Origin of the sequence: Aeromonas sp. 603404, from assembly GCF_049171775.1 — a bacterium.
GTDB lineage: Bacteria > Pseudomonadota > Gammaproteobacteria > Enterobacterales > Aeromonadaceae > Aeromonas > Aeromonas veronii_A.
Genome location: NZ_JAAKPE010000001.1, coordinates 94,481 through 107,400 on the forward strand (window position 1 = coordinate 94,481; position 12,920 = coordinate 107,400).

Annotated in this window: 11 protein-coding genes; 1 reads left to right on the forward strand and 10 read right to left on the reverse strand. The window is 60.2% G+C overall.

Going from position 1 to position 12,920, the window contains the following annotated elements; translation table 11 throughout:
- Positions 1 to 11: 11 nt before the first annotated feature.
- From uhpB to G5306_RS00460, 7 genes are all read right to left on the reverse strand, one after another.
- Positions 12 to 1,532: a signal transduction histidine-protein kinase/phosphatase UhpB gene (gene uhpB / locus G5306_RS00430; RefSeq protein WP_421312048.1), complete on the reverse strand. Its 1,521-nt coding sequence runs from the start codon at positions 1,530 to 1,532 to the stop codon at positions 12 to 14.
- Complete coding sequence (gene uhpA, locus G5306_RS00435; protein WP_005334071.1) at positions 1,529 to 2,119, reverse strand: transcriptional regulator UhpA; 591 nt, start codon at positions 2,117 to 2,119, stop codon at positions 1,529 to 1,531. The genes uhpB and uhpA overlap by 4 nt, the downstream gene beginning before the upstream one ends.
- 192 nt (positions 2,120 to 2,311) lie before the next feature.
- Positions 2,312 to 2,707 (reverse strand): nucleoside diphosphate kinase regulator, encoded by a 396-nt coding sequence (gene rnk / locus G5306_RS00440; protein ID WP_005334070.1) that lies wholly within the window; start codon positions 2,705 to 2,707, stop codon positions 2,312 to 2,314.
- A gap of 245 nt (positions 2,708 to 2,952) precedes the next feature.
- On the reverse strand, positions 2,953 to 3,690 hold the full coding sequence (locus tag G5306_RS00445) for a substrate-binding periplasmic protein (RefSeq protein WP_158111102.1): 738 nt from the start codon (positions 3,688 to 3,690) through the stop codon (positions 2,953 to 2,955).
- Positions 3,691 to 3,772: 82 nt separating this feature from the next.
- Positions 3,773 to 4,459 carry a hypothetical protein gene (locus tag G5306_RS00450; RefSeq protein WP_201906334.1) on the reverse strand — a complete coding sequence of 229 codons (687 nt, stop codon included), beginning with the start codon at positions 4,457 to 4,459 and terminating at the stop codon, positions 3,773 to 3,775.
- Positions 4,460 to 4,531: 72 nt separating this feature from the next.
- The gene (locus G5306_RS00455) at positions 4,532 to 5,923 is read right to left on the reverse strand and encodes an alkaline phosphatase (RefSeq protein WP_103250647.1); all 1,392 of its coding nucleotides are present in this window, start codon (positions 5,921 to 5,923) and stop codon (positions 4,532 to 4,534) included.
- 11 nt (positions 5,924 to 5,934) lie between these two features.
- Positions 5,935 to 7,332 carry an alkaline phosphatase gene (locus G5306_RS00460; protein ID WP_005334065.1) on the reverse strand — a complete coding sequence of 466 codons (1,398 nt, stop codon included), beginning with the start codon at positions 7,330 to 7,332 and terminating at the stop codon, positions 5,935 to 5,937.
- Positions 7,333 to 7,655: 323 nt separating this feature from the next.
- Between G5306_RS00460 and ylqF the strand changes: the two genes are divergently transcribed.
- Positions 7,656 to 8,606 (forward strand): ribosome biogenesis GTPase YlqF, encoded by a 951-nt coding sequence (gene ylqF, locus G5306_RS00465; protein WP_421173158.1) that lies wholly within the window; start codon positions 7,656 to 7,658, stop codon positions 8,604 to 8,606.
- A 159-nt stretch (positions 8,607 to 8,765) separates the two neighbouring features.
- On the opposite strand, the gene G5306_RS00470 is transcribed toward ylqF, so the two are convergent.
- From G5306_RS00470 to dinG, 3 genes are all read right to left on the reverse strand, one after another.
- Positions 8,766 to 9,662, reverse strand: a complete 897-nt coding sequence (locus tag G5306_RS00470; RefSeq protein ID WP_421173159.1) for a histone deacetylase — start codon at positions 9,660 to 9,662, stop codon at positions 8,766 to 8,768.
- A gap of 99 nt (positions 9,663 to 9,761) precedes the next feature.
- The gene (locus G5306_RS00475) at positions 9,762 to 10,421 is read right to left on the reverse strand and encodes a DUF2057 domain-containing protein (protein ID WP_216954052.1); all 660 of its coding nucleotides are present in this window, start codon (positions 10,419 to 10,421) and stop codon (positions 9,762 to 9,764) included.
- 142 nt (positions 10,422 to 10,563) lie between these two features.
- Positions 10,564 to 12,636: an ATP-dependent DNA helicase DinG gene (gene dinG, locus G5306_RS00480; RefSeq protein WP_421173160.1), complete on the reverse strand. Its 2,073-nt coding sequence runs from the start codon at positions 12,634 to 12,636 to the stop codon at positions 10,564 to 10,566.
- Between the last annotated feature and the right edge of the window lie 284 nt (positions 12,637 to 12,920).

Below are 12,920 nucleotides of genomic sequence, written 5' to 3' on the forward strand. Positions count from 1 at the left end.
TCTGGTGGTGATTAGCCATGACTCTCTTCCCGTCTGCGACTGGGCAGGTTGACCGTCAGCTGAGTGCCGTGGATGCAGGAGAGTTGCAGATTGCCCCCTAGGGCCTGTACCCGCTCGCGAATGCCGAGCAGGCCATAGCCCTGTTGCGGGCGGCTTTCCGGCAAACCGCGGCCATCATCTTCCAGCACCAGTTGCAACTGCTCGCCGTAGGCCCGAGCGCGAATGGTGACCGAGTGGGCGTTGGCATGTTTGACCACGTTGTTGAGCCCCTCCTGACAGACCCGAAACAGGGTGACCCGCTGGGCATCCGAGAGATCCCCATCCGCCAGCTGCCACTCCAGACGGGTGACGATGCCGTGACGCTCCAGCTCCAGCTCTCTGAGCAGTGCCCGTACCGCCTGTTCAAGAGTCATGTCGTCGAGTTGGCGCGGGCGCAGCCGCCCGAGCAGACCGCGCACCGCGTCGTAGATCCCGAGCGACAGTGTGTCGATCAGGGCGCTGCTCTGGCCCACCCCGGCATTATCGGGGGCGAGGCGGCGTACGATCCCGGCTTGGGTACGAATGGCGGTGATGGTCTGGCCGATGTCGTCGTGCAGCTCGCGCGCTACCTCCTTGCGGATGCTCTCCTCGGTCTCCAGCAGCCGCTCGGTGAGTTGGCGATTATGGGCGAGTTGGCGGGTCAGCGCCTGATTGAGTTCGCGCTGGCGCTGGATCCCGGCACCCAGCAGCAGGCCGGTCAGGCTCTGGGCCAGCAGGGAGAGCAGCAGATCGAGGGGGTGATCGTGCCAGGCCTGACTGGCCAGCAGGGCGATGGTGTTCATCAGGGTGGCGAGCAGCGCCCCTTGCCAGCCGTAGCGCCACGCCATGGCGATGATGGGGATGGCCAGACAAAACGGGGTGAAGCGTACCAGCGAGTTGGGCAATCCCAGTTGCAGCCAGAGGCTCAATACGAACAGCAGCAGATACCAGACCAGATGGCGAAAGCGCCACTCTACCGGCTGATCCACCAGCGCAGGTCCCAGCGGCACCCAGGTGGCACGAGTGAGGTAGTGCCAGATCAGCATGCAGGTGGAGGTCAGCGTCAGACCGCCGGTCAGGCTGAGCAGCAGGGCCGAGAGGCCATCTTCCCCGGCCAGATGCCAGAGCAGGGCTTGCAGCAGCGCCGCCGCCGTGACGGTGGCGAGCAGCAGCAACAGTTGCTGCCAGTCGTTGCGCACCTGCTTGCGACGGGCAATCAGCAGCGGTAGCAGGGTCAGCAGACTGCCCGCGACCAGCCAAGGCCAGTGGGGCAGCCCCACTTCCAGATTGAGCCAGTAGAGCAGTAGCCCTTCGCACAGCAACAGCGGCGGCCAGTAGTGGCCGGGACTTTGCAGCAGTAACCCGAGGCGCAGGCCGAAGGGGAACAGCAGCACCGCCAGCGCCGGGCCACCCGCCAGATGCAGGCTGATGCTCCAGAGGCAAAACCAGCCGGCGGCAAAGATGAAGCAGGCCGCCAGCGCGATGGCGACATAGCTGGCAAAACGGGAGATCACCAGCTATCCAGCATGCGGTGGGCCAGCTCGACGTTGTTGCTGACCTTGAGCTTGTCCATCAGGTTGGCGCGATGGACGTGAACCGTCTTGGGGGAGAGGCCAAGCTGCTCGGCGATGGCCTTCACCTCTAGCCCCTGTGCCAGCAACTGGGCAATCTCCCGCTCCCGATTGGTGAGGGGATCCCGGCTGCTGCTGGCCAGTTTCTGGGCAATGTCCGGCGTCAGATAACACCCCCCCTGGGCGGCGGTACGCACAGCGGCGATCAGCTCGTCCGGACTGCAGCGCTTGGAGAGAAATCCCTTGGCACCGGTTTGCAGCGCCTGCTCGATGAGGGCGGGGCTGTCGTGCACCGAGAGCATCACCACCGCAAGGCCGGAGGGGAGCTGCTTGAGCAGATCCAGCCCCGATTGGTCGGGCATCGAGATGTCGCAGACGCAGACGCGCGCCCCGCTGCCGGGCAGGCCGGCAAGGGCATCGCTGGCGGAGCCGAATTCGGCGACCACCTGCAGGTCGGGCTCCAGATTGAGCAGTTGGGCAAAACCGGATCGGACGATCTGGTGATCGTCGATAAGGGCAATTTTTATCATGATGTCAGCCTGAAATTCGGTGCGTCATGACCATGACGCGGCCAACAAGATACCTGCCCCTCGAGTCAGGCTCAAGCAGCAGCAGGAAAAGGGGCTAAAAACCGGGGAGCAAGGTGAACAAAGCTTGATCGGGATCAGCTGGCAAGGGCGAGCAAGCGGGCTGATCAACAGGGGATGACCAGCCCGTGGGACTCAGCGGTGCAGCTCGCCGGCGCGCTCCGGCTGATAGACCACTTCCAGAATTTCGACCTCGATGGTGCGACCGGCCGGGCCCGGCCAGGCGATGCTGTCGCCCACTTTCAGACCGAGCAGGGCGCTGCCCACCGGCGCCAGTACCGAGATGTTGCTCTCGTCGCCCTTGGCATCGCGTGGGTAGACCAGGGTGAGGCAGAACTCGTTGCCGCTGCTCTGCATCTTGAAGCGTACCTTGCTGTTCATGGTGACCACGTCCGGCGGCATGTCGGCCGGTTCGCGGATCTCGGCGCGGTCCAGCTCCTCTTGCAGGGCGAGATGCTGCGGGTGGTTGCCGAGCAGTTGTTCGATACGGTCCAGATCAAGGCTGGAGATAACCAGATGAGGTTGTTTCATAAGATATTCCTTATCAATAGCGGATAGGCCCATACCGGCGGGTGCAGGTTGGCCATCACGCAAAGTGTTACAAAAATGGATTCAACAGGTTCAATCGATTGAAAATGCCATGCCCCCAAGCGACTCGCGGCCGAAGGAGCGAGGCGGGGGCTCAGCAGGGTGTGAGCAAATGCGAGGAAATAGCGAGTATTTTCATGGGGCTACCATAACCATTCTGGCCGGCCTTGGCAACCGTGATTGAGTGACTACTCAGGAACCTGATAGTTGTACTGACGGATGATCCGCGCCAGTGTGCCATCATGGCGCATCTCGTCAATCACGGCTTGCCAGCGACGCCCTTCGGTGAAGGGAAAATCCTTGCTGGCCGCGATAAATAACTGGGTACGCATCAAGGATTCGCCTTTTACTATCTCATCGATGGAAAATCCGCCCGTCTGCTGGTTGTAGAGGATGACGTTCCAGGCTGCGACCCAGGCATCGATGCGTCCTCGTTGCAGTTTGAGGGCATTGAGGTCTTCGGTGGCGACGGTTTGGCTGGCGAGATTCAGCCTCTGCTTGAGCAGATACTGGCCGAAGGAGTGACGCAAGGTGCCCACCTTGAGTGAAGGAAGCGCGTTTATCATGAGCGGGGTGGGATGCTTGTGGCGATTGCTGACAATGAGGAACTCTTCATCAAGGATGGGGGAAACCCAGTAGTAGAGATGCTCCCGTTGAGAGCTGCGTACTGGCGGTATCAGCAGTACATCCTTGCGATGGGCGGTTTGGGTGAGGGCTCGGGCCAGCGGCATCAACTCGATGGTGAGCGGTTCTTTAAGGCGTCGCGCGGCCTCTTCCATGATCTCGATGGCGACACCGCTTGGTTTGCCGTGAGAGGAGCGAATGACGTAAGGGGGCAGCTCGGCCGCCACCAGCACAATAGCCTGGGCACCGGTGTGTACCAGCAACAACAGCAGTGCAAAAAAGGGCAGGCAGAGAGCGCGCATCAAGGTCGTGAGCCAGAGTCGAATATGCAGAGTGTAACATTCCTGCCTGCGTTGTCGTTGTGCCCGCTGAGGGGTTGGGATCTCAGTCGAAGAAATCCCGCAGATCGCGCACTTCGTAATCAGCGAGTTGCTGCCAGGGGAGCTGAGCAGGCAGCTTGCGCAGGGTCACCTCCATCCGGTAGCTGCGATAGCCATCGAGACTGGCCGATTCGACCACCAGCGGGATCTGCCACTGACTCGACCAGAGAATGCGGGTTCGTTGCTGCCCTTCGCGCTTTTCATACCAGCGGGCCTGCTCGGGGGCGGCCTCATCCAGCGGTGTCATCCCCTCGATCAGCGCGGGGTTGACGAGATGGCGGATCCGCAGCCAGTCGGGCTTGAAGGCCACCTGGCCATACTCTTCCACCGGCACCTCAACCAGCTGGTTGTGCCAGCTGTCGGCATAGCGTAGCTGCAGCTCACCCTCATCACTGCGGCTGACCCAGCGGGCCGCCATCTGGTGGGTAAAGTGCTTGTGGCCGGGGGTGGCGTCGTGAGTGGCGTGATAGGCTCGGGCAAGGGGGAGGGGAATGAGCCGCTGGCTCCACACCTGATTGCCCACCCGCAGCCACTTCTCTTGCCAGACACTCTCTCTGGCGATGCCATCGCTGCCGGTGTTCCGGTCGTGATAGCTGATCCGGGCGGCGAGATCCGGGGGCGTGTCGTCAGCATGCAGGGGGAAGGCGAGGGTGCTGCCAAGCAGCCATAACGAAAGCAAAAGTCGCATCATCATCTGTCGCTCGAAAGAGCCGGGGCCCGGGCCGCTGAGTCAATTGCTCAGATGCACCCGGGCCCCTGCTGCTTACAGGCCGAGCGCCTCCCGCAGTTTGCCAAACACCTTGGTGTTATCCAGTGTGCCTTTGAAGCGGTTGCTGCCGGCGCCATCGGCAAACAGCATAACATCGCCGCCGCCATGGGTTTCCGATGTCAGTTTGACGCCGGTCTCCTGCAGGTAATCATTGGCCATCACCTGATCGCTGGTGAGGACGGGGCGTACATCGGGACGGTTGGGGCCGTTACCGAACACCAGAGTGGTGAAGGGTTTGCCATCTACGTCGTTCTGGGTCGAGCCATCGCCATTTTTCACCAGATCCAGCACCGGATTGCCCTTGGCGGAGTAGCCGTTAATGGTCATGGTGTGGTCATGGTCGGCGGTGACCACGATCAGGGTATTGTTGAGATCCACTTTACCCAGCGCCGTCTTGACCGCCTCATCCAGCGCCACCGCGTCGGTGAGCGAGCGCTTGGCATTTGTGCCGTGCAGGGCGTGATCGATACGGCCACCCTCTACCATCAGGAAGTAACCCTGACTGTTCTTGCTCAGCAGGTCGATCGCCTTGGCGGTCATTTCGGAGAGGGACGGCTGGGTATTGGCAGCCCCCTTGGCGACCCGATCCAGCTCGTAGTCGAGGTGGGATTTGCTGCTGAACAGACCGAGCACCTTGCCACTGGTGACCTTGGCCAGTTCACTTTGGGTGGTGACATAGCTGTATCCCTGCGCCTTCATCTCGGCGGTCAGGTCGCGGTTGTCATTGCGACCGCCCTTGTTGCTGGCGCTGTAGGGGGTCCAGTGGTTGGCACCACCGCCCATCAGCACATCGACCCCATCCCCCAGCGCCTGGTTGAAACCAGTTCCTCCCGGAACGGCCTGTGCGGCGATGTCATAAGCGGCATCCCGATGGCAGATGTGGGCGTAGGTAGCCGCCGGGGTCGCGTGGGTCAGCTCGGTGGTGGTGACGGCCCCGACCGATTTGCCTGCCGCCTTGGCCAGCTCCAGGATGGTGGGCACCGGCTTGCCATTATCGCTGCTGCAATTGTTGACGGTTTTGTTGCCATTGACGTCTTTGCCGGGGGCGACGGCTTTGGTGTCGCTGCTCATGGCGATCACCTCGTTGTTCATCTTGACCCCGGTGGTGTAGGCCGCCATGGAGGGGGCCGAGTCGGTGGTCTGGGCATCGTTGGAGAAGGTCTTGATGCGGGCACTGCGCGGCAGTTTCATCATCTCCAGATTGCCCTCTTCTCCCACCTTGAACAGGCGGGTGGCGGTGAGCACGGTAGGCCCCATGCCATCACCGATAAAGAGAATGACGTTTTTGGCATCACCGGCCTGTGCCTGGGAGGTTGCGCCCAGTGCACTGAACAGGGCGGCGCAGACCAGCGTGTGCTTGATGGATGTGTTCATCTGTTTGCTCATGAAAGTGCTCCTTACAGCTTGGCCGCAGCCTTGATCTTGCCGAACACGGCGGTGTTGTCGAGTGAGCCATGGAAGCTGTCAGCCCCCTTGCCGATGGCGCCGAGGAAGACATCTGTGCCGCCGTGGGTCTCGTTGCCGATCTCGCCCACCTTGACCACCACTTCCTGGTGGTAGTCATTGGCGGAGACGGTGGCATCGTCGAGCGGGGCGACGCTGCTGCGCGGGCCATCCACCCGGTTGTAGCCGTTGCCAAAACCTATGATGGTGTAGGGCATGCCCTCGCTATCCTTGCTTGGCTCGCCAGTCTCGTAGTTCTTCACCAGCCCGAGTACGCCGGGGTTGTCGGCGGTGGTCTTGCCGGTGCGCTTGGCATAGCCGTTGAGCACGAGCGTATGGTCGTGGTCGGCGGTAACCACGATCAGGGTGTTTTTCAGCTCGGGGTCGCTCTTTTTCACCTCGTCGATGGCGGCCTTGATGGCGTTGTCGAAGGCGATGGTGTCCTGCAGCGCCCGCTTGGCGTTGGTGTCGTGCAGGGCGTGGTCGATGCGACCCCCTTCCACCATCAGGAAGTAACCCTTCTCCTTACCCTTGAGCTGCTTGATAGCGGCCAGGGTCATCTGGGCCAGTGACGGCTCGCTGGCGGGGCGGTCTAGGTCATATTTCATGTGGCTCGAACCAAACAGGCCCAGCAGCGGCTTACCCGCATCGGCCTTGTTCAGCTCATCCAGATTGCTGGCAAACTGGTAGCCCTTGGCCTGCATTTCGCTGATGAGGTTGCGGCCATCCTCCCGCTTGCCCTTGTCAGCTTTGGGCAGGAAGAAACTGCTGCCGCCACCGAGCACCACATCCAGCCCCTCCTTGAGGGCGCTGTTGTAGCCTTTGCCGCCCGGTACCAGCTGGACGGCGATATCCGCTTCCAGATCCCGGTTGCAGATATGGGCATAGGTAGCTGCCGGGGTGGCGTGGGTCACCCGGGTACTGGTTACCACGCCGGTACCGCGGCCATCGGCTTTGGCCAGCTCCAGCAGGGTAGTCACCGGCTTGCCGGCGCTCTTGCTGCAGTCGCTCTCATAGGTGGCGTCGCCGTCCATGCTGATGACGCCGTTGTTGCTCTTGACCCCGGTCATGTAGGCCGCCATGGAGGGGGCCGAGTCAGTGACCTGGGCATCGTGGGAGAAGGTCTTGATAAAGGCCGTCTCTGGCAGGGTATCGATGGTGAGATCACCCTCTTCGCCGACACCGTAGATGCGGGCCGCCGTCAGGGTGTTGAGGCCCATGCCGTCACCGAGGAAGAAGATGACGTTGGTGGGTTGGGCTGCGGGCTTGGTCGCCACCGTGTCATTGTCTGATTTGCAGCCGGCAGCCAGGGCGGCGCCGATCATCACTGCAAGTCCTGCCATTTTTCTCATTGGGGTTCGCTCCTTGTAAAACCTGAGCGCAGCCTAGAGGGGGCAGATGACACTTTTACTGACTATCGGTGACGGTTGTGTGAACAAATGATAAGAATGTTACATTATATCAATGTGTTATCTATCAGTTGAGCTGATTGGTCCGGTCGTTTCCGGCTGCTTTGTTTCGTCTCGACGGTTTGCTGATTTGCTGAGGTGATAGCTAGAATGACCTGTCAAAATGAGCCCGCAGCAGGTAAAATGCGCCCCCTTCGTTCGATGCCCGCGGCAGAGCGCCTGTTGTTCCATGCGCGCGCCCGCAGCCCCCACAGAGAGTAACGGATATGTCCATCAACTGGTTCCCCGGTCACATGCACAAGGCCCGCAAAGAGATTGCCGAGGTCATGCCCCAGGTCGATGTGATCATCGAGATGCTCGATGCCCGCATCCCCTTCTCCAGCGAGAACCCGCTGGTGCCCGAGCTGCGTGGTGATACCCCGGTGATCAAGGTGCTGAACAAGGCGGACCTGGCCGATCCGGCGATCACCGATCTGTGGGTGGCGAACATGGAAAAAGAGAAGGGGATCAAGGCGCTGCCGTTGACACAACAAGAGCCGGAGAAGATCAAGCAACTGCTGACCCTCTGCCATGAGATGCTGCCGGAGCGCAATTTTGAGCTGCGCGGCGTGCGGGCGATGATCATGGGGATCCCCAACGTGGGCAAGTCCACTCTGATCAATACCCTGGCGGGGCGCATCATCGCCCGTACCGGCAACGAGGCGGGGGTGACCAAGTCCCAGCAGCGGATCAAGCTGGATAACAACGTTATCCTGACCGATACCCCGGGTTTCCTCTGGCCCAAGCTCAATCCGCCCTCCTGCGGTTATCGTCTGGCCATCACTGCGGCCATCAAGGACACGGTTTTCGACTATGCCGATATCGCCATGTTCGCTGCCGATTACTTCATCAAGGCCTATCCGGAGCGGATCAAGGCGCGCTACCAGATTGACGAGTTGCCCGAGACCGAGATCGAGCTGCTGGAGATGATCGCCCGCCAGCGGGCGTTTATGCGCAAAGGGGGGCTGGCCGACCTGCACAAGGCGTCCGAGATCCTGATCAACGAGTTCCGCTCCGGCTTGCTTGGCCGCATCTCGTTGGAGACGCCGGAGATGGTGAGCGTCGAGATTGTCGAAGCCGCCGCAGAAGCCGAGCAAAAAGCCAAAGAGAAGGCCGAGCGGGAAGAGGAGCGTCAGGCCCGCGCCCGCCGCAAGTACGCCCGCAAGCGTCAGAAATAGTTATCCTCAGGCGTCCCGAGCTTGCCTGACAACGAGCGAGCTTGTGTGACCGAGAGGACGAAACACGAAGAGGCGACCCCAGGGGGTCGCCTCTTCTGTTTTATCTGGTGAAGTGCCCGCCCGACTCTGATGGGGTGTCCGCGCTATAAAGCCATGCCATCAGCCAAAACGGTGGCGCGCTATTTCAAACAGCGACATATGAAGCGGGATCAGCTGTTGCCAGTCGCGGCGATAGCCGCCACCGGGCACCGCCGCGATGGGCAACCCATGCTTGATTGCACAGTCAAATACCATGGCATCGCGCAGGCGAACCCCTTCATCGCTCAAGGAGAGATAGCCAAGCTCGTCGGCATGATGCACATCGACGCCCGCCTGATAGAGGATGAGATCCGGCGAATAGAGGCGCAGTGCCAGCGAGAGTGCCTGTTGCAGTGTGGTGAGATAGGCATCGTCTGCCATGCCGCTTGGCAGCGGAAAGTCGAGGTGAGAGGCGGCTTTGTGATGGGGAAAGTTGTGCTCCCCATGAAGGGATAGGGTGATGATATCGCGCCGTCCGGCGCACAGGGCCGCACTGCCATCTCCCTGATGCACATCGAGATCGATGATCAGCACCTGTTCACAGCGCCCCTCGTCGAGGCAAGTCTGGGCGGCAATCACCAGATCGTTGAATAGACAAAAACCGCTGCCGTGATCCCGATGGGCGTGGTGGTAGCCGCCGGAGATCTGCAAGCCGCAGCCCTGCTCAAGAGCATGGCGGCTGGCGGCAATAGTGGCACCGACCGAGCGCAAGGTGCGCTCCATCAGCATGGGTGACCAGGGAAAACCGATCTTGCGGATGGCGCGCTCTTCAAGCTGGCCGCTCAGGGCCGCTGCGACATAATCGGCATCGTGAATGCGACAGATTTGCTCCCGGGTGGCCGACGGCGCTTCGCCAAGGGGGTAACCCTGCACCTGCAGGCGCTCAAACAGCCCCTGATACTTGGCCAGCGGGAAGCGATGGCGTTCGGGCAGGGCCAGGGAGGAGTAGAGGGGGTGATAGAAAATATGCAGTGACATCAGGGCATTGTTCCATCGATGCAGAGATGAACCTGGATATGAAAAAGGGGAGCCAAGCTCCCCTTGTCATTCCTGACGGGTCAGGATGATGTTTCCGGATTACTGCTGCTGGATAACCCAGATCTGGAAGGCTTTGCGGGTTTCCGCATCGGCCTTGTTGTACCAGTTTTGCAGTTGGGTCAGGGCTTCCGGATTGCTTTGCGCCTTGCTGGGCGCGGCTTGGGCCGGTGCGCTGGCGGCAGCCATCACGGCAGCAGAGGAGACGGCAACGGTTTTGGGCTGGTTGAAAGCTTTGCCCATGTTGATCAGCTCTTGCTGATAGTCACGGGTCAGCTGGAAGCCCTCTACTTTCGGCATTACGAACTGTTCACTGCTCACTTGCTGTCCTGTGACCTTGTCTTTCAGCGCCACTTTCTGATCTTTCAGGAACTGTTTGGCTTCTGCTTCATTGCGGGGCTTTTTATAGTCCAGCACCAGCTGCTGATTGTCGGCTGCAGTGAAGTTCAGCACCAGCGGCTCGGCGGTCACCAGCTTGATTTCGTTACGGCTGGAGTAGTTGCCTTCAAAGGCGACGACCAACTGGTGCTTGCCGGCAGAGAGGGGGAAGGTGCTGGTTTTGTCGAGCAGCTGGGGGTTGATGGATTGGCCATCAATCAACTGCACGATGTAAGGGGTGGATACTTCCAGTTTGGCATCAGCCAAGGCGCTACCGGCCCACAACAGACCAGCCAGCGCCGGTACCAGAACAGTCAGTTTCATTTCATCTCCTTGAACAGTCAGGCGATTGCCCACTGAAAACAGGGGCTCATTTTTACAGGTTTGGTCTACTGCGGCAATGGCTCTTTCTGGAGGTGTATGTTCGTGCAGTTGTCAGTTCATTTATCAATAACGGCATGCTTATTTATTCGATCCGCCGTGTAAACGGGGGGAGGGCATCAAGTAACCCCTTGCCATAACGTTTGGTCAGCAGACGCCGGTCAAGAATGGTGACTCGCCCCCGATCGGCCTCTTTGCGGATGAGGCGGCCACAGGCCTGGATCAGTTTGCGCGATGCCTCCGGCACCGTCAGTTGCAGAAAGGGGTTGCCTCCTCGCTGCTCCACCCACTCGGCGGTAGCCTCCTCGACCGGCGAGTTGGGCACCGCAAAGGGGAGTTTGGTGATCACCAGATTGGTGAGGTAGTGACCCGGCAGATCCAGCCCCTCCGAGAAGCTGCCGGTACCAAACAGGATGCTGGCTTGACCGCCATCGCATTTCTGCTTGTGCAGGGTGAGCAGGGCATTGCGGGAGGCTTCCCCCTGCACCAGCAGTGACAGTCCCTTGGCTCGCAAGCCAACGGCCACCTCATTCATCTGGCGGTAGGAGGAGAAGAGCACCAGACTCGCCTCCTTGCCCGCCAGAATACGTGGCAGCACGCTGATGAGTTCATTGGTAAAGGCTGGTGAGTTGGGTTCGTGCTCCATCTTGGGCAGATAGAGCTCGGCTTTCTGGTAGTCAAAGGGGGAGCGAAGGCGCAGATAGCGGGTACCGTCGTGCTCCTTGAGCCCCACCTGATGGCGAAAATAACTAAAGGAAGAGAGTGCTGTGAGGGTCGCGGAGACCAGTACGGCTCCCAGACATTTCGACCAGAGCCACTCCTCCAGCAGATAGCCCACCTCTATCGGTGAAGCGTGCAGCCAGATATCGCCGTCATCGCTCTTGGCCATCCAGCGGGCGAGCGGGGTTTTGCCGGTCGGCACATGGCGCCCCAGCATCTCCCAGAGGGCGCAGAAACTCTCCAGCCGCTGCAGATGAAAACCGCTCTCTGCCAACAGGGGTTCGGCCTCCTTGCGGCGGATCTCGCCATCTTTCAGCGCTTCACCTATGGCCCCTTGCATCCGATCCAGCGCTCGCAGCGCCTTCTTGCTCGACTCCTTGAGATTCTCCGCCAGCATGGGCAGGGGATCCGGCAATACCCCTTCGACGAAGCGGTAGTGGGGTTCCGTGCCAAACAGCCGATCGTTGGCGCTGAGCCACTGCTCGACCGCCTTCAGATCAGGCTGGATGGTGGCCAGTGCATCCTGCAGTTTGAGTTGGGGGTCGAGCAGGCTCTCCTTATTAAGAGTCCGCGCCAGCTTGCCTGCACTTTGTACCAGCTTCTCCAGCCAGCGACGCGAGCCTTTGACGCTGGCCGACGCTGCGCCGTGATCCCGGGCGATGGTGGGCAGGTGATGGGCCTCATCCAGCACATAGATGCACTCATCAGGGGGCGGCAGAATGATGCCGCCGCCCATGGTGAGATCGGAGAGCAGTAGCGCATGGTTGACGACCAGCACATCGGCGCTCTCCATGTCGTTGCGGGCGCGATGAAAGGGGCAGTGCTGGTGATGGCTCAGCGCCTTGTTGCAGGTGTGGCGGTCTGCGGCGATGCGATCCCAGCAAGTGTCGGGAATGGGCTCCGGCCAGTTGTCCCGATCCCCGTCCCACTTGCCATTGGTGTAGGCCTGCCACAGCGCCTGGTAGCGATCCTTGTCGCTGTCCGATGGTTTGGATTTGCTCAAACTGCCAAAGTCGAGCTCGAAGTTGGCCATCTCGGCGCCACTGGCTGCCTGCTCCAGCAGATGCTCGCAACAGTAGCGTTGACGCCCCTTGACCAGCATAAAGCGAAACGGAAGCTCGCTGTGGCGGTGGTAAAAAGGAAGGTCTTTGTGGATCAGCTGCTCTTGCAGGGCCACTGTGGCGGTGGAGATCACTAGCTTCTTCTGGGTGAGTCGCGCCACCGGAATGGCGCCCTGCGCATAGGAGAGGGATTTGCCGATACCGGTGCCCGCTTCGGCAACCAGAATACGGCGTTGTTTGTCGTACTCGCCGGTCAGGGTTTTGGCTATCTCGGCCACCAGAAAGTTCTGCTCTTTGCGCGGCACAAAACCGGGTAATCCATCCGAAATCTGGCGATAGGTTTGACGAATGGTTGCTTTGAGGCGAGTAGAGAGCATGAAGAGAAGGCCAGTTAGGGGTTAATAGAAGGACAAGGATACCCGCAACCCCTCGGTGAGGTCGAGGCAACAGCCATTATCACGGCAGTTTTACGCTGATCAGACCACTTTGGTTGTTTATCAGGTAGTTAGCGTTATTTGCATGCAAAATAGACTATTTGAGTCCAAATAATCAGCAGGATTCATTGTAAACGTTTTCCTTTTACCTTGCCGTCAGGTGAGACTTGGCTCACATTTTTGCCTCCATGACTATGGTTTGCGTAAAAAGTTCCAAGTTTTTTCAT

What these genes read in the sequence shown, in the direction of transcription:
- uhpA (WP_005334071.1), bottom strand. Translation starts at nt 2,119, where the DNA reads ATGATAAAAATTGCCCTTATCGACGATCACCAGATCGTCCGATCCGGT.
- rnk (WP_005334070.1), bottom strand. Translation starts at nt 2,707, where the DNA reads ATGAAACAACCTCATCTGGTTATCTCCAGCCTTGATCTGGACCGTATC.
- G5306_RS00445 (WP_158111102.1), bottom strand. Translation starts at nt 3,690, where the DNA reads ATGCGCGCTCTCTGCCTGCCCTTTTTTGCACTGCTGTTGTTGCTGGTA.
- G5306_RS00450 (WP_201906334.1), bottom strand. Translation starts at nt 4,459, where the DNA reads ATGATGCGACTTTTGCTTTCGTTATGGCTGCTTGGCAGCACCCTCGCC.
- G5306_RS00455 (WP_103250647.1), bottom strand. Translation starts at nt 5,923, where the DNA reads ATGAGCAAACAGATGAACACATCCATCAAGCACACGCTGGTCTGCGCC.
- G5306_RS00460 (WP_005334065.1), bottom strand. Translation starts at nt 7,332, where the DNA reads ATGAGAAAAATGGCAGGACTTGCAGTGATGATCGGCGCCGCCCTGGCT.
- ylqF (WP_421173158.1), top strand. Translation starts at nt 7,656, where the DNA reads ATGTCCATCAACTGGTTCCCCGGTCACATGCACAAGGCCCGCAAAGAG.
- G5306_RS00470 (WP_421173159.1), bottom strand. Translation starts at nt 9,662, where the DNA reads ATGTCACTGCATATTTTCTATCACCCCCTCTACTCCTCCCTGGCCCTG.
- G5306_RS00475 (WP_216954052.1), bottom strand. Translation starts at nt 10,421, where the DNA reads ATGAAACTGACTGTTCTGGTACCGGCGCTGGCTGGTCTGTTGTGGGCC.
- dinG (WP_421173160.1), bottom strand. Translation starts at nt 12,636, where the DNA reads ATGCTCTCTACTCGCCTCAAAGCAACCATTCGTCAAACCTATCGCCAG.